Annotated in this window: 14 protein-coding genes; 7 read left to right on the forward strand and 7 right to left on the reverse strand. The window is 40.6% G+C overall.

Annotated elements, in window-relative coordinates; genetic code table 11:
* Positions 1–183: 183 nt before the first annotated feature.
* Together tpgA and NDN11_RS12945 are read right to left on the reverse strand one after the other, a co-directional pair.
* Positions 184–975, reverse strand: coding sequence for a trimeric autotransporter adhesin/peptidogylcan-associated protein TpgA (gene tpgA / locus NDN11_RS12940; protein WP_251109868.1), 792 nt, complete (start codon positions 973–975; stop codon positions 184–186).
* Between the two features lie 62 nt (positions 976–1,037).
* A complete protein-coding gene (locus tag NDN11_RS12945) occupies positions 1,038–8,792 on the reverse strand; it encodes an ESPR-type extended signal peptide-containing protein (protein ID WP_251109869.1) in 7,755 nt (2,584 codons plus the stop codon).
* Positions 8,793–9,274: 482 nt separating this feature from the next.
* On the opposite strand from NDN11_RS12945, the gene NDN11_RS12950 reads away from it, so the two are divergent.
* The 5 genes from NDN11_RS12950 to NDN11_RS12970 all read left to right on the forward strand — a co-directional run bounded on the left by NDN11_RS12950 (position 9,275) and on the right by NDN11_RS12970 (position 15,411).
* The gene (locus NDN11_RS12950; protein WP_167250610.1) at positions 9,275–9,862 is read left to right on the forward strand and encodes a 5-formyltetrahydrofolate cyclo-ligase; all 588 of its coding nucleotides are present in this window, start codon (positions 9,275–9,277) and stop codon (positions 9,860–9,862) included.
* A gap of 144 nt (positions 9,863–10,006) precedes the next feature.
* Positions 10,007–12,436: an endopeptidase La gene (gene lon / locus NDN11_RS12955; RefSeq protein ID WP_251109870.1), complete on the forward strand. Its 2,430-nt coding sequence runs from the start codon at positions 10,007–10,009 to the stop codon at positions 12,434–12,436.
* A 324-nt stretch (positions 12,437–12,760) separates the two neighbouring features.
* Positions 12,761–13,240, forward strand: a complete 480-nt coding sequence (gene rlmH / locus NDN11_RS12960) for a 23S rRNA (pseudouridine(1915)-N(3))-methyltransferase RlmH (RefSeq protein WP_167250614.1) — start codon at positions 12,761–12,763, stop codon at positions 13,238–13,240.
* 100 nt (positions 13,241–13,340) lie between these two features.
* Entirely contained in the window at positions 13,341–14,114 is a 774-nt protein-coding gene (locus NDN11_RS12965; RefSeq protein WP_251109871.1) for a DODA-type extradiol aromatic ring-opening family dioxygenase, read from the forward strand.
* A gap of 190 nt (positions 14,115–14,304) precedes the next feature.
* Positions 14,305–15,411 carry an META and DUF4377 domain-containing protein gene (locus NDN11_RS12970; protein WP_251109872.1) on the forward strand — a complete coding sequence of 369 codons (1,107 nt, stop codon included), beginning with the start codon at positions 14,305–14,307 and terminating at the stop codon, positions 15,409–15,411.
* Between the two features lie 88 nt (positions 15,412–15,499).
* Here the strand turns inward: NDN11_RS12970 and gdhA are convergent, their stop codons facing one another.
* Positions 15,500–16,846: an NADP-specific glutamate dehydrogenase gene (gene gdhA, locus NDN11_RS12975; RefSeq protein WP_167250620.1), complete on the reverse strand. Its 1,347-nt coding sequence runs from the start codon at positions 16,844–16,846 to the stop codon at positions 15,500–15,502.
* 375 nt (positions 16,847–17,221) lie between these two features.
* On the opposite strand from gdhA, the gene NDN11_RS12980 reads away from it, so the two are divergent.
* Positions 17,222–18,019 (forward strand): RnfABCDGE type electron transport complex subunit B, encoded by a 798-nt coding sequence (locus tag NDN11_RS12980; RefSeq protein WP_251109873.1) that lies wholly within the window; start codon positions 17,222–17,224, stop codon positions 18,017–18,019.
* Entirely contained in the window at positions 18,020–18,706 is a 687-nt protein-coding gene (nth, locus tag NDN11_RS12985; protein WP_216076286.1) for an endonuclease III, read from the forward strand. It begins immediately after the preceding gene.
* Here the strand turns inward: nth and NDN11_RS12990 are convergent.
* The 4 genes from NDN11_RS12990 to NDN11_RS13005 form a co-directional block, all read right to left on the reverse strand.
* The gene (locus tag NDN11_RS12990; RefSeq protein ID WP_251109874.1) at positions 18,703–18,885 is read right to left on the reverse strand and encodes a hypothetical protein; all 183 of its coding nucleotides are present in this window, start codon (positions 18,883–18,885) and stop codon (positions 18,703–18,705) included. The two genes, nth and NDN11_RS12990, sit on opposite strands and share 4 nt — an antisense overlap.
* A 61-nt stretch (positions 18,886–18,946) precedes the next feature.
* Entirely contained in the window at positions 18,947–19,600 is a 654-nt protein-coding gene (adk, locus tag NDN11_RS12995; RefSeq protein ID WP_004801251.1) for an adenylate kinase, read from the reverse strand.
* Between the two features lie 83 nt (positions 19,601–19,683).
* The gene (locus tag NDN11_RS13000; protein WP_167250624.1) at positions 19,684–20,997 is read right to left on the reverse strand and encodes a DUF445 domain-containing protein; all 1,314 of its coding nucleotides are present in this window, start codon (positions 20,995–20,997) and stop codon (positions 19,684–19,686) included.
* 61 nt (positions 20,998–21,058) lie between these two features.
* Positions 21,059–21,577 carry a hypothetical protein gene (locus tag NDN11_RS13005; protein WP_251109875.1) on the reverse strand — a complete coding sequence of 173 codons (519 nt, stop codon included), beginning with the start codon at positions 21,575–21,577 and terminating at the stop codon, positions 21,059–21,061.
* Positions 21,578–21,787 lie beyond the last annotated feature (210 nt).

Below are 21,787 nucleotides of genomic sequence, written 5' to 3' on the forward strand. Positions count from 1 at the left end.
AGTAAAAAACTCATCTCACAATTTTCAGATTATGCAAATCTGTATACAAAAAAAGTCGATACATGACGCAAATTGACATTCTTCTCCTAAATTTATGTTCAAATTTTGCATTAATATTTGTATCTAAATGTCAAAAATAAAAAAAGCCAGTATTTATACTGGCTTTTTTTATTCTCAGATATCTTACCAAGTAACGTTGACACGTCTATTTGGTGCTAAACAGCCAACGAGTTGTGCATTTGCTTTATTGCCTGCGCATTGTTGATATAAATCAGTCTGACTATTGGCTTGAATTTGAATACGATTTGCATCAATTCCCTGATTAACCAATAACTTCGCCACTGTATTGGCACGTTGTGATGAAAGTTGTTGGTTATAAGCGAATTTACCTAATGGATCAGTAAAGCCTGCGACAACGATCGGGCCAGTCGAATTACTTTGTTTAATACGTTGTGCAATTGAAACTACAGAACTTGAGCCTTGTTCGATCGCACCAGCATTAAAACGATCAAATGCAAAAAATACACTTCCTGAACGTTCACTATTCACATTGGCATTAGTGGGAACTTGGTTATTCGCACCCCAAGCCATTAAGCCTTCACACGCCTCACCTTTCCAAGACAGTCTTTCTGAAAGATATTTCTTATCAAAATCGACACGTAGCTGACAACGTAAATAGTCTTGGCTATTCGGCTGACGAATATCTAAAACATAGTTCCAAGTTTTTACAAAAAATACACCTTCGCTAAATTGAGGATGACCTAAGATATGGCGAATCTGATCTTTGGTTAAACCTGTATCTAAGCGCGCTACATTATCGTATTCATAACGTTGAACTTGCTTTAAATAGCTTTTATCGACCGCTGGAAATTTGATTTCCTCTTGTTGAGCGGCATCAGCTTCTTGTGCAAACGTAGTAGTTGCAGTCAAACCAACTAACGTTGCCATCATCAAAATTTGAATATTTTTGTTCATTTCTTTACTCACAATATCTGTTGAAGATAAGGAGAGCTTTTGACTCCCCTTATTGAAGGCAATTAGTCGATAATTGTACTTACACCAATACGCACTAACGGACTACCTTGGCTACCTAATGCAGCACCAGTCGTTAATGACCAACGACCATTATCCGCAGTACGACGGAACGTCACACCCACCGCATTTTGATCATTGTAATACGCAGCACCTACTGCCATGGTTAACTTACCAGGAACATAAGGCGCTTGCTCAAGCGCAGCAGTCGCAGCAATACCAGCAGACATTTTGTCTTCCAAGTTATCGATACGCTTGTTAGTGTCATAGAAGACTTGTTGTAACTGATCACCAAGATTGTTGATTTTGTTACCCAACTCTTGATTCGATTGATTTAGGGTTCCAATCGCATCATTGATATTGTTTTTACCCGTACCGCCGATATTGTTGGTCGTGATACTACCATCTTGATTAACAACTGTTTCACCACCAATGCTGTTCTTGATACTGTTCGAGATGTTATGGATCTGACCACCATTCACGGCTTGGTTAGAACCTGCTTTGATTTCACCATCCTTAACACCCTGTACAACACGATCACCGTCTTTTCCAGCCATATTGATACTTGTACCGCCAGTATCTTTACCAACAGTAATTTCACCATTCGGTGTCTGTTGCTGAACTAAACCAGATTTACCATTGTTGATGTTATTGATGTTGTTATTGATGTTCTGAATATCATTTGAGTTTTTATCAACTTGCTTCTGAACATCCCATAACTGACCACCATTTACAGCGTCTTTAGAACCTTCCTCAACCTTACCATCAGCAACATTCTTCAAATTCGTGCCTTTATCACCACCGCCTAAAGTCACAGAATTTTTATCGACATTGCCATCTTTATCTTTGTCATACTTCACAGCATTATCAGACAAATCACCGATCTCTTTACCAATTTGGTCTTTAACATCATTGATTTGCTTATCAAGCTGACCTTTATTTACTGCATCTTTAGCATCAACACCATCAGCAACATTGGTAATTTTCTTACCACCTGCATCGATACCATTAATTGTGATGCTTGGGCCACCTTTAATCGTCAAACCGTTGTTATTAATGACTGTATTGCCAGTTGTAATGCTGTCGAACTTCGCATCTTTCAACAATTCAATCTGGATACCATCTTTCGTTGTACGGGTAATCACGTTCTCACCGCTGGTTTTGTCTTCTGCTGTCGAAGCATCAGCACCACCAACAATGTTTAACTTCTCACCCAACTTACGATGAACATCAGCACCTGTATTACCTGCAAAGTTCAAGCCTTTGTTGGTGAGGTCATTTACACCATTGGTGACTTTCTCATCAACTGATTTGATTGCATCATTGACGTTGTCTTTACCAGTTCCACCAATGTTATTGGTCGTGATGCTGCCATCTGGATTAACCGTTGTGTTTCCACCAATGCTGTTCTTGATGCTGTCAGAAATATTCTTGATCTGACCACCATTCACCGCATCTTTAGAACCATTCGAGATTGAACCATCTGCAACATTGCTAATGACTTTATTACCCGCATTGATGCCATCTTTAGTGATGCTTGGACCATCTTTAATGGTTAAACCCTTGTCGTTTAATACCGTATCGCCAGTCGTGATGCTGTCTAAATTAAGGTCTTTCTTGGTTGAAACTTCGTAGTTAGTACTACCATCTTTATTGGTCGTCTCTTTAACAACAATGTTGTCGCCTTCAGTCACTGTGGTTTTCGCTTTAGTTGCAGCGTCTTTCACATTGCTGATCGCATCATTGATGTTGTTTTTACCTGTACCACCAATGTTGTTGGTCGTGATGCTACCGTCTGGGTTAACAATCGTGTTTCCACCAATGCTGTTCTTGATGCTGTCAGAAATATTCTTAACCTGACCGCCATTCACTGCATCTTTAGAACCATTCGCAATTGAGCCATCTGCAACATTGCTAATGACTTTATTACCCGCATTGATGCCATCTTTAGTGATACTTGGACCATCTTTAATGGTCACACCTTTGTCGTTTAATACCGTGTCGCCTGTCGTAATGCTGTCGAACTTCGCATCTTTCAACAATTCAATCTGGATACCATCTTTCGTTGTACGCGTAATCACGTTTTCACCGCTGGTTTTGTCTTCTGCTGTTGAAGCATCAGCACCACCAACAATGTTTAACTTCTCACCCAACTTACGATGGACATCCGCACCTGCATTACCTGCAAAGTTTAGACCTTTATTGGTCAGGTCATTTACACCATTGGTGACTTTGTCATCTACCGACTTGATTGCATCATTGATGTTGTCTTTACCTGTTCCACCAATGTTATTGGTCGTGATGCTGCCATCTGGATTAACCGTTGTGTTTCCACCAATGCTGTTCTTGATGCTGTCAGAAATATTCTTGATCTGACCACCATTCACCGCATCTTTAGAACCAGTCGCGATTGAACCATCTGCAACATTGCTAATGACTTTATTACCTGCATTGATGCCATCTTTAGTGATGCTTGGACCATCTTTAATGGTCACACCTTTGTCGTTTAATACCGTGTCGCCTGTCGTAATGCTGTCGAACTTCGCATCTTTCAACAATTCAATCTGGATACCATCTTTCGTTGTACGCGTAATCACGTTTTCACCGCTGGTTTTGTCTTCTGCTGTTGAAGCATCAGCACCACCAACAATATTTAACTTCTCACCCAACTTACGATGAACATCCGCACCTGCATTACCTGCAAAGTTCAAGCCTTTGTTTTCCAACTCAGTCTTGGTGTTGTCAATCTTGGTGTTCAGTTCTGTTTTGGTGTTATTGATCGTGTTGTTGAGCTCAGTCTTGGTATCTGTAATCTGATTACCTAAGTCTTTCTTCGCATCATCTAACTTGTTGTTAGTATCCGTGATTTGGTTACCCAAATCTTTCTTCGCATCATCTAACTTGGTATTAGTATCAGTAATCTTGCCATCTAAACCATCTTTAACCTTGGTTAACTGGTCAACATTCACCGCATCTTTACCATTCACACCATCTGCAACATTGCTAATGACTTTATTACCCGCATTGATGCCATCTTTAGTGATGCTTGGACCATCTTTAATGGTCACACCCTTGTCGTTTAATACCGTGTCACCAGTCGTAATGCTGTCGAACTTCGCATCTTTCAGTAATTCAACTTTGATGCCATCTGCCGTAGTTCGGGTAATGACGTTTTCACCGCTGGTTTTTTCTTCTGCTGTTGAAGCATCAGCACCACCAACAATGTTTAACTTCTCACCCAACTTACGATGTACATCCGCACCTGCATTACCTGCAAAGTTCAAGCCTTTGTTGGTGAGGTCATTTACACCATTGGTGACTTTGTCATCTACCGACTTGATTGCATCATTGATGTTGTCTTTACCTGTTCCACCAATGTTATTGGTCGTGATGCTACCATCTGGATTGACCGTTGTGTTTCCACCAATGCTGTTCTTGATGCTGTCAGAAATATTCTTGATCTGACCACCATTCACCGCATCTTTAGAACCATTCGCGATTGAACCATCTGCAACATCGGTAATTTTCTTACCACCCGCATTGATGCCATCTTTAGTGATGCTTGGGCCATCTTTAATGGTTAAACCCTTGTCGTTTAATACCGTGTCACCAGTCGTAATGCTGTCTAAATTAAGATCTTTCTTGGTTGAAACTTCGTAGTTGGTACTACCATCTTTATTGGTCGTCTCTTTAACAACAATGTTGTCGCCTTCAGTCACTGTGGTTTTCGCTTTAGTTGCAGCGTCTTTCACATTACTGATCGCATCATTGATGTTGTTTTTACCTGTACCACCAATGTTGTTGGTCGTGATGCTACCGTCTGGGTTAACAATCGTGTTTCCACCAATGCTGTTCTTGATGCTGTCAGAAATATTCTTAACCTGACCACCATTCACCGCATCTTTAGAACCATTCGAGATTGAACCATCTGCAACATTGCTAATGACTTTATTACCCGCATTGATGCCATCTTTAGTGATGCTTGGACCATCTTTAATGGTTAAACCCTTGTCGTTTAATACCGTATCGCCAGTCGTGATGCTGTCTAAATTAAGGTCTTTCTTGGTTGAAACTTCGTAGTTAGTACTACCATCTTTATTGGTCGTCTCTTTAACAACAATGTTGTCGCCTTCAGTCACTGTGGTTTTCGCTTTAGTTGCAGCGTCTTTCACATTGCTGATCGCATCATTGATGTTGTTTTTACCTGTACCACCAATGTTGTTGGTCGTGATGCTACCGTCTGGGTTAACAATCGTGTTTCCACCAATGCTGTTCTTGATGCTGTCAGAAATATTCTTGATCTGACCACCATTCACCGCATCTTTAGAACCATTCGCGATTGAACCATCTGCAACATTGCTAATGACTTTATTGCCCGCATTGATGCCATCTTTAGTGATGCTTGGACCATCTTTAATGGTCACACCCTTGTCGTTTAATACCGTATCACCAGTCGTAATGCTGTCGAACTTCGCATCTTTCAGTAATTCAACTTTGATACCATCTGCCGTAGTACGGGTAATGACATTTTCACCGCTAGTTTTGTCTTCTGCTGTTGAAGCATCAGCACCACCAACAATATTTAACTTCTCACCCAACTTACGATGTACATCCGCACCTGCATTACCTGCAAAGTTCAAACCTTTGTTTTCCAACTCAGTCTTGGTGCTGTCAATCTTGGTGTTCAGTTCTGTTTTAGTGTTATTGATCGTGTTGTTGAGCTCAGTCTTGGTATCTGTGATCTGATTACCTAAGTCTTTCTTTGCATCATCTAACTTGTTGTTGGTATCCGTGATTTGGTTACCCAAGTCTTTCTTCGCATCATCTAACTTAGTATTGGTATCGGTAATCTTGCCATCTAAACCATCTTTAACTTTGGTTAACTGGTCAACATTCACCGCATCTTTACCATTCACACCATCTGCAACATCGGTAATTTTCTTACCACCCGCATTGATGCCATCTTTAGTAATGCTTGGACCATCTTTAATGGTCACACCTTTGTCGCTTAATACCGTGTCACCAGTCGTAATGCTGTCGAACTTCGCATCTTTCAACAATTCAATCTGGATACCATCTTTCGTTGTACGCGTAATAACATTTTCACCGCTAGTTTTGTCTTCTGCTGTTGAAGCATCAGCACCACCAACAATATTTAACTTCTCACCCAACTTACGATGTACATCCGCACCTGCATTACCTGCAAAGTTCAGGCCTTTGTTTTCCAACTCGGTCTTGGTATTGTCAATCTTGGTATTCAGTTCAGTTTTAGTATTATTGATTTGATTACCTAAATCTGTTTTAGCATCATTCAAATTGTTATTGGTATCTGCAATCTGGTTACCTAAATCAGTTTTGGTATCATCCAATTTTTGATTCAAATTCGTAATATTTTGGGCATTATTACTGATATTTTGAGCATTATCATTAACACGAGAATCAACATTTTTAAGCTGACGAACCGTCACTGCATCTGAATCAGCAGAGCCATCTTCAACATTGGTAATACGGCGCTCTTTTCCAGCAGAACCTACTGACACAACTCCATTTGACATTGAAGCGTCGCGATTCGTAAGGAATGAGTCACCAGTCGTTGCCGTTGCAATAGCATCTTGACCCAATGCCACACTATTTTCAGCTTCAACACGGCTGCGGGCACCCAAAGCCACACCGCCAACAACCATTGATTGCGCACCTTGACCAACAGCTACCGCATTTTCTTGGTCAGCTACAGCACCGCCACCAATCGCAGCAGAGTTTTTGCCTGACGCTTTAGCACCACCACCAATCGCAGCTGCATTTTCATTGCTTGCTTCAGCACCTTTACCAACTGCAGCAGCATTATCACCAGTCGCTTTGGCATTACTACCAATTGCAGCAGCACCATTACCTGTTGCCGTCGCACCTTCACCTGGTTTATTACCCGAACCAATTGCGGTTGAATTGGTACCAGAAGCAACTGAGTTAATCCCCATTGCTGATGCACCATCACCTGTCGCTTGAGCAACAGCACCAAATGCAGCAGCACCTTTGCCCGCTGCATTCGACATTACACCGAAAGCAGATGAGGCATCACCCGTTGCCTTAGAGGTCATACCAAATGCAGATGAAAATGCACCAGTACCAACTGCCTGAGTACCAACTGCTGTTGAACCATGATTCGCTTCAGTTGTTGGATAACGACCCGCTTTTAGCAATCCACCAGTGATATCCGTATAGGTTTTACTCAGTTCAGCATCTTGTGCAATTTTATCAACATCATCACCACCAATTGCAACAGATGAGTTACCACGTGCAATTACATCTGCACCAATTGCAATAGATTGGTCACCGATGGCTTTGGTTTGATCACCAATTGCTATCGACTGATTGCTATATCCAGCCGCAGTACCAGCCGCACCTTTTGTTGATGCATTACGACCGATCGACACATCACCGCTGCCTACTGTTTCACTTGCGCTACCAACAGAAATAGCACCTGTACCAACACTTCTTGCGTTTGACCCAACCGCAACCGACTCAGAACCTTTTGAGGTTGTATTAACACCGACTGCAATTGAATTACGGCCTTCTGCACCATCATTTTCGTAGTTACCGCCTTGTACACCATTATCATTTACACTGACATAATGGGTACGTGCTGCTTTTAACTGACCAACTGTTGCAGCATCAGAATCTACAGCACCATCGGCAACATTTTGGATACGACGTTCAGCACCTACATCACCGACAGATAGAACACCTGTTGGTGCAGCTTTTTTAGTAAGGAAACTTTCACGCGTTGCTTGTGTTGCTTTTGAATCTTTACCTAGAGCAATACTGTTTTCAGCTTCTGAACGTGCGCCTTTACCAACGGCAACACCACCATCGAAAGTTGTTTCTGCTTGATCACCAATAACAACAGCATTATCTTTTTTAGCTTTTGCGCCAGTACCAATTGCTACAGATTTTGCACCCGTCGATTCAGAGAATGCACCAATCGCCAACGAGTTTTCTTGAGTTGCAACAGCACCACCACCAAATGCGATCGAGTCTTTACCTGTTGCTTTAGTTGCCATTTTTGATTGATATTCAGCACCTGCTTGCCCTGCAACTGAACCCGCATTTTCAATATCAGGTGAACCAATTGCAATTGCACGATAACCTTCTGCTGTTGCAGAATGACCAATTGCTAAAGAACCCTTACCTGTTGCCGCAGCCACGTTACCAATTGCTTGAGCAAAATCAGCAGTTGCTGCTGATTGACGACCAATAGAGAGGGCTGTATTACCTTTTGACAAAGCCCCAGTACCAATAGCCACCCCTGCAATATCAGTAGTCGTCGCATATGAACCAATTGCTGTACCTAAACCTTTTTCAGTACTAGCGCCTGTACCTAAAGCAATTGATCCCCCTTCTTTATTTCCACCAGCAAATGCACCAGTTGAATTGTTATATGGGTTTTTACGATCTGCAATCGTTGTCGCTCTTGATGTTGTCGCTGTTTGAGATGCACATCCAATTGCAATATCAGATCTATTCCCTGCACTTGCAGGATTTTCTAAGCATTTAGCTGATGAAATCCCTGTTCCTGGGCCTTTTCCATTTTCTATGCCCTCTGCAGCAAATGCAGCAGGAGAAAAACTAATGGCACCAACTAAAACTGCAGCAGATAAATTGAGAACTTTTGATTTAGTTTTTGTTTTGCTTTTTGCAAGTTCAGATGTTGCAACCCATGCGCCAATCGATGCATTCCAAACCACTTTATATACTTTATTCATAAAAATTCTCAGATAATTACTACAGTTATTGATGGTCTAAAAATGCCAATGAGCATTTTTAGTTTCGGTGCCAAAAAAGAGCTGCGGATGCTAATAAAATCGAGTAAATTGGTAAAGATTAGATAAATATTGTTATTAAAAAAATGAGACATATTTCTCATATTCACACACAAAACAATAAAACAAATGTATGATTTAAATCACAAAAATATAAAAATGTTTTATTTTGTTCTGCTTTTGTTTTATTTTATAAAGAACATGAAAAATAGAGCAATTGCTCCATAGTAAATAATAAAATATTATTCAATACCTAAAATTCACATTAGTGATTGGAATAAATTATTAAAATTTAATTTATTAGAAAAAATACAAATAATGCTACAAGTTTGAAATTTTACTTATAAATAACAGTATTTTTGATTTTAGAATTCAGGCAATAAATCAGGTAAGATTGCTTTTACCTCGAAACAGTTTTTGAACTTATGAGCCAGACATTAAACTTATTAAGAAAACAACTCCGCTCAAAAAGAAGACAACTATCCTATTACGAACAAAAGAAGACCGAACAGCAAGTTTTGGTTCGTCTCAGACAATTCTCTCGATTTAAATCCTCATCAAAAATTGGACTTTACCTTCATGCCTTTGGGGAAGTACATACCGACCAACTGCTAAAGCTTTGTTTTCGGCAAAACAAGCAGGTTTATTTACCTATGATTTGTAATATGAATCAAAATTTGGTTTGGGTGCGCGTAACGTCAAGACAATATTTAAATAGACGTTTTTCTCACCATCCGCTAGGGATGAAAGAACCAATGGCTAGTCGTGGCAAACATGTTTCTCATTTAGACCTACTCATCCTACCATTGCTAGCTTGTGATCCTCTTGGAACACGAATTGGTATGGGTGGTGGCTACTATGACCGAACATTAGCATCCGCTAAACATCACCCCTATCGTCTTGGTCTTGGCCACGAATTTCAATATGTTGATACCCCACTATTCAGGCAAAAATGGGACCAACCACTAAACGCCTTGCTTAGCCCTAAAAAGTTTTATTATTTCATGCCTTAGCATGCTTTTTTTCTTATTTCCGCAATGAATCTTGAGTAATTTAGTCTTTTTTTTATATTTTCTAATCCTACCCCCTTGTATTTTTTCAAATGCACATCACTATAAAAAACATGGCAACACCGTTGTCACTCATTAGGAGTGCCCATGTCTGAATATATTTTAAATAATGAAACTAGCTTAGAGCCACAGGTTCCAAGTGTATTACCACTATTAGCGTTACGTGATGTTGTGGTGTATCCGCACATGCAAATCGCGCTATTCGTGGGTCGTGAAAAATCGATCAATGCAGTGGATGTGGCTCGTAACAGTGACAATTTAGTATTTGTAGTTGCGCAAAAAGATTCGCTCACAGAAGAAATTGATCACGATAATCTCTATCAATATGGAACCGTGGCTAAAATCGTACAAGTAGTCAATCATGAAAATGATGAGAACTGCATTAAAGTACTTATTGAAGGTCTACATCGTTCTAAGTTAGAACGCATTATTGACGGAGAAGAATACTTAACAGCTGAACATCATTTAAGCCCAATGACCTTGCCTTTGGACGAAGAGACCCAAGAGACTCGCTTAAATGAATTACGTACCCTATTCGCTCAATATGCAGAAGCGAAACTACGTAATGCACGTGAACTCGTTGCAGCAGCAAATAAAATTGAAGACTTATTGCAGTTGATGTTCTTCGTTGCAACTCGTGTGCCTTTAAATATTGAAGTGAAACAAAAGTTTTTAGAACACGACGAGTTTGAAGATCACTTGCAAGAGTTGATGAGCTATTTGATGAATCAATCTGCTGAACAGCAAATTGAGCAAACGCTACACGACAGCGTAAAACGCCAAATGGAAAAGAACCAACGTGAATACTTTCTAAATGAAAAAATGAAAGTCATTCAACGTGAACTTTCCGATATGAATGGCGGTGCGGAAGATGACGTTGCAGAAATTGAAAAACGTCTTGCTGAAGCCGATTTACCTGAACACGTGCGCAAAAAAGCTGAAGCTGAGTTTCGTAAACTTAAAGCAATGCAACCAGCTTCAAGCGAAGCTGCCGTAGTTCGCAACTATCTAGAAGTGATTTTAGATACGCCTTGGAACAAAGCGAGCAAAGTCAGTATTAACCTTGCTAAAGCGCAAGAAATTCTTGATACAGATCACTACGGCTTAGATGACGTAAAAGATCGTATCGTTGAATACTTGGCGGTTCAGTCTCGTGTTAAAAAACTCAAAGGCCCGATCCTTTGTTTAGTTGGCCCTCCTGGTGTAGGTAAAACTTCGCTTGGTGAGTCAGTTGCTAAAGCAACAGGTCGTGAGTTTGTTCGTATGGCACTTGGTGGTGTACGTGATGAAGCTGAAATCCGTGGTCACCGTCGTACTTATATCGGTGCGATGCCAGGTAAAATCGTGCAATCGCTGACTAAAGTCGGTGTCAAGAACCCATTGTTCTTACTCGATGAAATCGACAAGATGGCGCAAGACTACCGTGGTGATCCTGCATCTGCATTGCTTGAGGTACTCGATCCATCACAAAACAACAAGTTCAATGACCATTACTTAGATCTTGATCTTGACCTTTCAGAAGTCATGTTCATCTGTACAGCAAACAGCATGAATATTCCTGAAGCTTTGCTGGATCGTATGGAAGTGATTCGTCTTCCAGGTTATACCGAAGATGAGAAAGTGAATATTGCTGAACGCTACCTTGTTCCGAAAGCAATCAAGAACAATGGTTTACGTACAAAAGAATTGACTGTTCACGAAGAAGCAATCCGCGACATCGTACAACGTTATACACGTGAAGCGGGTGTTCGTAGCCTTGAACGTGAAGTCTCGAAAATTGCACGTAAAGTGGTAAAAGAAGCGGTTAGTAAAAAGTCTAAGAACTTACAGATTGATGTAACTTCTGCCAATCTTCCAGAATACTTAGGTCCACACAAATTTGACTTTGGTATTGCCGAAGATGAAGCACAAGTGGGTCGCGTAAATGGCTTGGCTTGGACGTCTGTCGGTGGTGAATTACTTACCATTGAAGTTGCAGCAGTAAAAGGTAAAGGTAAATTCATTACTACGGGTTCACTCGGTGATGTAATGAAGGAATCGATTACCGCTGCAATGACTGTAGTACGTACCCGCGCCGATGAATTGGGAATTGAAGCATCTCGTTTTGAAGAAACTGATGTGCATGTTCACTTACCTGAAGGTGCAACGCCAAAAGATGGACCATCTGCTGGTTTAGCACTCACAACTGCCCTTGTATCGGCATTTACAGGTATCCCGATTCGTCCAGATATTGCGATGACAGGTGAAACTAGTCTTGGTGGTCGTGCGATGCGTATTGGTGGCTTAAAAGAGAAACTTCTTGCAGCACACCGCGGTGGAATCAAACTGGTATTTATTCCACAAGATAACGTCCGTGATTTAGCTGAGATCCCTGACAATGTCAAAGAAGGATTAGAAATCAAAGCAGTGAAAAGCATTGATGAAATCCTACCTTTAGCATTGACAGATACACCAAAGCCTTTGCCGAAAACACCTATTGTTAAACCAGTAGAAGATGCAAAAGCTGCACGTCATTAATCAGTAAGTAATTGGAAATAAAAAAGAGAGCTTCGGCTCTCTTTTTTTGTTACACAATATGGTTGAAAAATAACCAACATGCGGCATAATAAAATAGAGTCGATAAAAACAAAGGCTAAATTTGACTCATGAACTCATTTTAGTGCCATCCGAACTCCAGACGGACGGCATTTTGATCGCAGCTCATACGCGTTTTGAGCTGCGTTTTTTATGAGTACTGTATAAGTGCTTGTTGTATTTTTTATGACTAGATAAATCGCACTTCCCGACATGGAAGAGACAACAGCGTTATAATATTGTTCATTTCCTCAATCACACACGCCTATGAAAATCCGCATTCTCACCATTGGTCAAAAAATGCCTGCTTGGGTGCTGACTGGATTTGAAGACTATTTCAAACGCATTCAGCCTTTTGTACAAACTCAGGTCGTTGAGCTTCCTATGGCAAAACGCGGCAAAAATGACTCCGAAGCAGATATTTTGAAATACTGTCAAATTGAAGGTGAAAGTATTCTCAATGCACTCAAATCCAATGAAACCTTGATTGCTTTAGAAGTGGGTGGACGTGAATTAAGTACTGAAAAGCTGGCAGATACCATGAAGCTATGGATGCTTGAAGGTAATGATATTGCGATTGCGATTGGTGGTCCAGATGGACATTCCGATGCTGTCCGTAAAGCGGCTGCTTGGCATTGGTCACTGTCAAAACTGACCATGCCACACCCAATGGTACGTATTTTGTTGATTGAGCAACTTTATCGCGCGATGACGATTAATCATAACCACCCTTACCATCGTGCTTAAAACTGTTCTAATTTTAGAACAACATGTTGAAACTTAAGGGCTGTCATATCGATGCCCATTTTGTCAGGATAGGCTTATATTCCTTCTCAGGTAGTTATTTATGGATCTGCAAACTTTACCCGGATTATTTATCTCACATGGTTCACCCATGCTTGCGCTTGATCCAGAACAAGTGGGTCCAGCACTTCATCGCTTGGGTAATAATCTCCCTAAACCTCAAGCTATTGTGGTAATGTCCGCGCACTGGGAAAGCCAAGCCTTAGAGGTCAATACATCAACTCGACCACAAACCTGGCACGACTTCCGTGGCTTTCCTCCTGAGCTATATGACATTCGTTATCCCGCAGCTGGTGCACCAAAACTGGCAGAAGAAATTCTTACACGATTTGCCGAAGCAGGGATTGCTGCGCATGCAAACAGTACCCGTCCGCGTGATCATGGCGTCTGGATGCCTCTATTGCACATGTATCCGGATGCAGACATCCCAGTGATTGAGATTTCGCTGCCGATCCAAATGAATGCAGATGAAATCTATAAAATTGGGCAGGTTCTATCTCCATTACGCGAGCAGCAAATCCTGTTGATCGGTTCGGGTAGTATTACTCATAACCTTGCTGAGCTGTCATGGCAAGCAGATGCCGATGTACCAACTTGGGCCAGCACTTTCCGCAATACAGTTGTCAGTAAACTGACCCATCAAGATTATGATGCAGTGCTGGACTGGCCAACGCTTCCTTATATCCAGCGTAACCATCCAACACTAGAGCACCTTGCCCCACTCTTTTTTGCGATGGGCACAGGCCATCGCTTCAACGTCGTGCATAGCAGCTTCTCGATGGGTTCTTTGGGTATGGATATTTATCGCTTTGATTAAATATCCAACTAGGTCACATAAAAATAAAATGGGCTTGCTGAAAATAACGGCAAGCCTATAAATCTGCTATATTTTCCAAAATTTTACAAATAGAAACATTTAACAAACTTAATTGCTAAAAGGATGACATGTTCTCTTTTTAAGAATACTTTAAGCTTATGTCTGTTATTTATTTATCGTTGTTTTGAATATGAAAATCAAATATTTAGTTCTTGCATTACTTCCGCTTTCTTTAATGGCGTGCCAAACTGTGCAAAATGTAACTGATAATGTAATTTCTCAAATTAATACAACTGCTGTAAAAAACTTAACTGAATATAATTGGACTTACCAAGGTTCTAAGGCTTCTAAGCCTTTAGTGTTATCTTTTAACGCTGACCAAAAACTTGCAATCCAAACTGGCTGTAACAACCAAGGCGGTACTTGGGCTGTTGAAGGCAACAAAATTGTAACCTCTCCACTTGTATCAACAATGATGGCTTGTGCTGATGATTTAATGCAGCAAGAGCGTTTATCTGCTGACATCTTCAGCGAGAAAAAAGTACCATTTGAAATCAGCACAGTAAATGGTCAAGCAATTTTGACAGTTACTGATGCTAAAGGTCAAAAGCATGTATTTACAGGTGCAAAAGTGGCAAATAGTAACGTATTAACCAACTACACTTGGTCATATCAACCTGCTAATACTAAGCGTCCAATCGTATTAAGCTTCTTAGCGAATGATCGTTTATCTGTAGATACAGGTTGCAACCGTTTAAATACATCATGGAAAATTGAAAATGGTTTAATCGCTACAGGCGACGGTGCATCAACCATGATGGCATGTGAACCAGCATTGATGGCACAAGAAAAATTCGCGGGTGATCTTCTACAAAAACGTCAAATCGCGTTTGAAGTAAATGCAACCAATCCAGAGCAACCAACATTGGTAATCGCGGATGCTAAAGGTCAAAAATATACTTTCGTTGGTAAAATGACCCCTGAAGCGAAATACCAGTCTGAAGGTAAAACTGTTTTCTTGGAAATTTCACCAGAAACTAAGTCTTGCACAGGTGTTGCTCCACAAACTTGTATGCAAGTTCGTGAAATCAAATATGATGACAAAGGTTTGAAAACTTACGCGGATAAAAACTGGTCATTGTACTACGGTCAAATCGAAGGTTTTGAGCACAACCCACAACAACGTGTGATTGTACGTGTTAAACGTTTTGACATTAAAAATCCTGCTGCTGACCAATCAAGCATTGCAGACGTACTCGATATGGTTGTTGAGCAAGAAATTGTGAAAAAACCATAATTTCATTTAGAAATAAAAAATCCGATGCTTTGTCATCGGATTTTTTATGAGAATTCCCTCTTCATTAAAGAAAGAATTCTTAAGATTTTTAATAAATGCCCTGCGCTAAAATTGCATCAGCAACTTTTACAAAACCTGCAATATTCGCCCCATCCACATAGTTAATTGAGCCATCTTCCTGAGTCCCGTATTTGACACAGTTACGATGAATCTCTTTCATAATCGCATGTAAGCGCTCATCAACCTGTTCAAATGACCAACCCAAGCGATTGGCATTCTGCGACATTTCCAAACCTGAGGTTGCTACCCCACCTGCATTCGATGCTTTACCTGGTGCATATAGAATTTTCGCTGCAATAAATTTTTCAACAGCCTCAAGTGTGGATGGCATATTCGCGCCTTCTGCTACGCAAATCACGCCATTCGATAATAAGCTTACTGCATCTTCAGCATTGAGCTCATTTTGCGTTGCACAAGGTAAAGCAATATCTACGGGGATATGCCACGGAGTTTTTCCTTCGAAATATTCAAAACCATGTTTTGATGCAAATTCTGAGATCCGACCGCGTTGAACATTTTTCAGTTCCATTACTTCATCAAGCAAGGCTTTACTAAAACCATTCTTTAAATAGACCGTACCATTTGAATCAGACAAAGTTACGACTTTAGCACCTAAGAACATCGCTTTTTCTGCGGCATATTGCGCCACATTGCCTGAACCTGAAATCGATACTGTTTTATTGGCAAAACTATCGCCACGGGTTTTCAGCATTTCTTCAGCAAAATAAACCGTACCGTAACCTGTTGCTTCAGGGCGAGCCAGTGAACCGCCAAATGAAATCCCTTTACCTGTAAATACGCATGATGTGTCGTTACTTAACTTCTTCATCATACCTGTCATATAGCCAACTTCACGACCACCCACCCCAATGTCTCCAGCAGGAATATCGGTATTTGAGCCAAGATGACGGTATAGCTCCAGCATCAAAGCTTGGCAGAAGCGCATGATTTCTGCTTCAGATTTACCTTTCGGGTCAAAATCAGAACCACCTTTACCACCGCCCATTGGCAGAGTAGTTAGAGCATTTTTAAATGTTTGTTCAAAGCCTAAAAACTTCAAAATGGATAAATTCACAGAAGGATGGAAACGCATTCCCCCTTTGTATGGACCAATTGCAGAATTGTATTGAACACGGAAACCACGATTGACATGAGTCTGGCCTTGGTCATCCATCCACGATATGCGGAATTGAATCGCTCGCTCAGGTTCAACCAGTCGTTCTAACAAGCCATATTGAGCATATTTCGGATTTTTCTCAATGAATGGCCACAAGCTGGTCATCACTTCTTCGACCGCTTGCAAAAATTCAGGTTGATATGGATCTCTAGCTTTAACATAATCCAGAAAGTCATTTAAGCTATTGTATTTCAACATTCACCCCCAAGCTTGTGATTTATCTTGGTGCTAAAAATGCACCAAAATAGAGTTTTCACCTATTAAATACAGATTACTATTTCATCACAATATTATTTTTAAGCTTAACTATTTTTATTAATTAAAATCATAATCTTATGTTAATAAATATTCATTATTTATATAATAAATACAGGTCAAAAGTGTAGAAGAAGTCGCATTTCAACAGAAAGGTAGATTCATTTAAAAATTAAATTGCACTAAAAAACACCACCAAAAGCACTATTTTTAAGCACAACCTATTTTCATCTGTATGGATATTTTTCGATTGCTTCGCCGCGATAAATCATTATTTGCTATACTAAGCTCCCTGTTTTTTTGCTTCATCCTCGATACATGTCCCCAACTGCACAACATGCGCTTATTGTCCAAATTGACCAACTATTACCACAAACACAATGTGGTTTATGCGGGCATCGTGATGGCTGCTTACCTTACGCAAAATCAATTGCAGAGGGTGAGGAAGCCAATAAATGTGTGCCTGGTGGACAACCTGTTGCAGATGCACTGGCAGCCTTGTTAGCGCGCCCGCAACTCAAAGCTGAACCTAGCGTTTGGGATATTCAACTCGATGGTCGACCACAACGTATCAAAGCAGTAATTCGTGAAGATGAATGTATTGGCTGTACCAAATGTATTAGTGCCTGCCCTGTCGATGCGATTATTGGTAGTGGCAAGTTGATGCACAGTATTTTAACTGACCTGTGTACAGGTTGTGAGTTATGCATCCCGCCTTGCCCAGTCGACTGCATTGATCTCGTCGAAGATACCCAACCTTTACCTACCACAACACAACGTACGGCTGAACAGGATGATTTAAGACATCGTTATTACGCACATATCCAACGTGAAGAAAAACGTCGCTTGAGCCGTAAAGGGCCAATTGTACGCGCTGAAATTGATGTGGAATTCTTCGCCCAATTTTCTCAAGCACTCAATAATGTGCCGGTGATAACCTTGGCAGATAAGCAGAAAGAAAACACCACACTCGATGCAAAAACAACAATCGAACTTGCAAAAGTACGCACCCAGATTAAAAAACTCGAAAAACAACTCAGTGTTCGGGCTGACGAATCAAAGCAAGCCCAATTGATTGCTTTACAACAACGTTTAACAGAATTGCAGGAGGTCTAAATGTCCGTAAAAAATATGACTAAAAAGCAGATCCAGACCTTTTTTGAACGTTTACGTGAACAGAGACCACATCCTCAGACAGAGTTGAACTATTCCTCCCCTTTTGAGCTACTGATTGCAGTATTGCTGTCTGCCCAAGCAACTGATGTCAGTGTCAACAAAGCCACAGATAAACTGTATCCTGTTGCCAATACCGCTCAAGCCATTTTAGACCTTGGAATTGATGGTTTAAAATCATATATCAAGACCATTGGCTTATATAATTCTAAAGCTGAAAACGTGATTAAAACCTGCCGAATTTTAGTGGACCAATATCAAGGGAAAATTCCAGAAACACGTAAAGAGCTAGAGGCACTCCCTGGTGTTGGGCGTAAAACGGCGAATGTGGTGCTGAATACTGCCTTTGGTCAACCCACCATGGCAGTTGATACTCATATTTTTCGTGTCGGTAACCGTACAGGTTTAGCTGTTGGAAAAAATGTGTTAGAAGTGGAAGATCGCTTGATTAAAGTGATTCCGAAAGAATTTATTATTGATGCCCACCACTGGCTGATTCTCCACGGACGTTATTGCTGTATTGCAAGGAAACCGAAGTGTGGTGAATGTATCGTTGCTGATGTCTGTAACTGGCCAGATCGTTTTGAATTTGGTGCAAGCAAACCAATCGCAATAAAAAACCTCAGTTAATCCTGAGGTTTTTTTTGCTGTTGCAGTTTCGGATGTAATTGGCGAGCTTTACCATTCAATTTATTTTCCAAAGCCTGCTGTTTCTGCACATGACGCAGCATTTTCTGACTTTGATACAAAAGAAATAACAGTAAGATAACGCTGAAAATGACCACTAAAATTAAAACGACTTTTAGCATGAGCTTTCTCCAAATAAAAAGAGCTCTGTATTCAGAGCTCTTTTAAAATCGGCAACTTAAATTATTTATCTAAGATTGCAAATAAATCAGCTTGAACGTTTTCGATTGCACGTAAACCATCTAGCTTGTCATACGTTGGTGCATTTTCACCAGAAGCAGCACGACCTTGATAGAAACCAACCAATTGCTCAGTTTCGCTGTGGTAAGATCCAAGACGCTTACGAATCGTTTCTTCTTGGTCATCTGGACGTTGCACAAGGTCTTCACCTGTTTCATCATCTTTACCTTCCACTTTCGGTGGGTTGTAAACGATATGATAAACACGACCCGATGCAGGGTGCTGACGACGACCAGAAAGACGTTGCACAATTTCTTCGTCAGGTACAGCAATCTCAATCACGTGATCAATGCTAATTCCAGCTGTTTCTAATGCTTCAGCTTGTGGAATTGTGCGAGGGAAACCGTCAAAGATACAACCATTTTCACAGTCAGGCTGAGCAATACGTTCTTTAACCAAGCCAATAATCAGTTCATCAGAGACTAAACCACCTGATTCCATGACGCTTTTCGCTTTTAAGCCAAGTTCAGTACCTTCACGAATCGCAGCACGGAGCATATCACCGGTTGAAATTTGTGGGATATTGTAGCGCTTACAGATCAACTGAGCTTGAGTACCTTTGCCTGCCCCAGGTGGTCCGAGTAAAATAATGCGCATAAAAGAACATCCTCATTTAAAAACAATAAATCTTAAATTGAGCAATATCATACAGACTTATCACTCAACCAACATCAAATTAATTATAAGAAAGCAACAAATAAGTGAATTAAACCAGCAAAGAAACCAGTCACCCCACCGAGTACAATTAAGATCCACTCATCTTCTTGGAACGCAGGGCGCAATAAGTTTTGGAACTCTTTCGGTGTTAGTTCACGGATGCGGTCTCTAAACATTTGAAAGATCTTCTGCGCGCGACTTGCATTCAAAGCTGGGTCACATACTGGTCCCATGGTAATTTCAATTGAGCGATCAATCAAGTCGGTCTTGAGTCTAGCATATTCTCTTGGCCCTAATGAAAGCTGCAAAGAGGTTCTGACCAACGGGGTTTCCATAATTTCATTGATATGACGCTTGACAATTCGACGTGTTTTGTCTTTTTTACTGCCATACATCATTTCAGTCATGATTGACTTTAAGGTGATTAAATCTTCCGTCACCACACTCGCAAACACATCCGAAACCTCCTCTTGACGCTTCATAAATGCACCCTGAACGTTATATGTACCAATCTTTAACACAGGTACAATCCAAGGGAATTTACGGTCTTTGGTTAGACGGAAAATCTGCGGATAACGAATATAATGTGGCTCAATCGGATTAAATACCATCCAAATCGCAATCCAGTTGGTTAAAAATCCCCAAATTGCTGCCCAAAACGGAACAGTCCAATGCCATGGCACGACAAACCAAACGATCATCTGAAAAATACCAAAGAACATCCCGATTAACGCACTGATATGCCAAATAAAGTTAATTTCTTTTTGGCCCACTTTCAGGAACATGCGCACCATTAAACGGCGATCACCTTCCATCTGACTGACCACCATTTCACGCATATCTACCAGTGACTCAACGTTCATGGTCAGCTCAGTCACCAATTCTTTTAGCGTGGTTGGTAACTGTTTATGTGCTTGCGCATAAATACGACGTTTAATCGAATAAGGTAGGTTTTCCCAAAGTACTGCATTACGATCAATCATCACCTCATCAATCAGATGCTCAAGCTCAAAACCAACTTGTTCCCCAATGATCATTGCCATATCTTCGGGATCCATTGCTTCTAAAAACTCTCGCAATGAACCTAATTTAGATAAAGTATTGTCGGTAATGATGCCTGAAATACGTCCAGCTTTACGTGGCACAATCCCTTGCCAACCTACAGGTAATGGTCCTAAATGGAATCCCCAAAAATTAATTGGGTAAAATACCATTTTTAATGCCATCCACACGTGCGCCCAAGTTACAAAGGCGGTCACAGGAATGATACTTAAGACTGCCAGATGGTCAGGTCGATTTAAGAAAATCTGCCACAATTCATTGACGTAATCAAACATGCATGACTCTCAGAATTATTGATACATAATGGCCTTTAAAAGAATGAACGTTACTTCCCTCTTATAAACCAAAACTTAAAGTGTAAGAAAACTGAAGAACAGGCTCTGATTTTTTCACAGTGTTTCCATCGCCATCTTCTATTTTTTCACGTACTCCGGCACCTACGCTGAATGTGCTAATGCGTTCACTATTCAACCAGACATAAGCAAGATCAGCACCAACACCTAAATTGGCTTTTTCTTTACCGCCATAATTTCTACTATCTAAATGCCCCGCATAGACACCTATGTAATAACCATTTTTATCTGTACCCGTTAAATAATACGGATAACGAAAGCCAACTTGCCCACCCGCTTCATTGTCATCATTTAAAAATGCACCCGCTTTGGCGTAGGCAATACCGTATGGGTTTACCCATTCAAGGTTCGCGTGTAATAATTTCTTGGTAAAACCTGCACCTATATTCCATGTTGAAACGTTCGCATCTTTTAATTTAGGCTCAGGCTTAAATGGATTGTCATCCGCATGACTTAAGCCTGTAAGTGTTAAAACCGATAATAAAAGGCAAATTTTTCTCATTATTTTCTCCATTTTCCCTAAGAGTGTATTGGAAAATCCTATTTCAAACTGTTTGTGACTTTAACAGAATTATTTTGCTTCTAGTATACAAGACCATACAATTTTAATGTCTGCAAAGTCAAAAGCTGTCGCACCATCATTTGCATGATTTGTTGAAAATTCTACAGTATGATCATTCAACTTACGTTAAAATGCGTAGCCTTTATATTC

Origin of the sequence: Acinetobacter sp. C26M (genome assembly GCF_023702675.1) — a bacterium.
GTDB lineage: Bacteria > Pseudomonadota > Gammaproteobacteria > Pseudomonadales > Moraxellaceae > Acinetobacter.

Excerpts from the sequence above, each read along its gene's own strand:
- NDN11_RS12980 (WP_251109873.1), top strand. The coding sequence starts at position 17,222 with ATGTCCCCAACTGCACAACATGCGCTTATTGTCCAAATTGACCAACTA.
- NDN11_RS12990 (WP_251109874.1), bottom strand. The coding sequence starts at position 18,885 with ATGCTAAAAGTCGTTTTAATTTTAGTGGTCATTTTCAGCGTTATCTTA.
- NDN11_RS13000 (WP_167250624.1), bottom strand. The coding sequence starts at position 20,997 with ATGTTTGATTACGTCAATGAATTGTGGCAGATTTTCTTAAATCGACCT.
- adk (WP_004801251.1), bottom strand. The coding sequence starts at position 19,600 with ATGCGCATTATTTTACTCGGACCACCTGGGGCAGGCAAAGGTACTCAA.
- NDN11_RS12970 (WP_251109872.1), top strand. The coding sequence starts at position 14,305 with ATGAAAATCAAATATTTAGTTCTTGCATTACTTCCGCTTTCTTTAATG.
- rlmH (WP_167250614.1), top strand. The coding sequence starts at position 12,761 with ATGAAAATCCGCATTCTCACCATTGGTCAAAAAATGCCTGCTTGGGTG.
- NDN11_RS13005 (WP_251109875.1), bottom strand. The coding sequence starts at position 21,577 with ATGAGAAAAATTTGCCTTTTATTATCGGTTTTAACACTTACAGGCTTA.
- NDN11_RS12965 (WP_251109871.1), top strand. The coding sequence starts at position 13,341 with ATGGATCTGCAAACTTTACCCGGATTATTTATCTCACATGGTTCACCC.
- nth (WP_216076286.1), top strand. The coding sequence starts at position 18,020 with ATGTCCGTAAAAAATATGACTAAAAAGCAGATCCAGACCTTTTTTGAA.
- lon (WP_251109870.1), top strand. The coding sequence starts at position 10,007 with ATGTCTGAATATATTTTAAATAATGAAACTAGCTTAGAGCCACAGGTT.
- NDN11_RS12950 (WP_167250610.1), top strand. The coding sequence starts at position 9,275 with ATGAGCCAGACATTAAACTTATTAAGAAAACAACTCCGCTCAAAAAGA.
- tpgA (WP_251109868.1), bottom strand. The coding sequence starts at position 975 with ATGAACAAAAATATTCAAATTTTGATGATGGCAACGTTAGTTGGTTTG.
- gdhA (WP_167250620.1), bottom strand. The coding sequence starts at position 16,846 with ATGTTGAAATACAATAGCTTAAATGACTTTCTGGATTATGTTAAAGCT.
- NDN11_RS12945 (WP_251109869.1), bottom strand. The coding sequence starts at position 8,792 with ATGAATAAAGTATATAAAGTGGTTTGGAATGCATCGATTGGCGCATGG.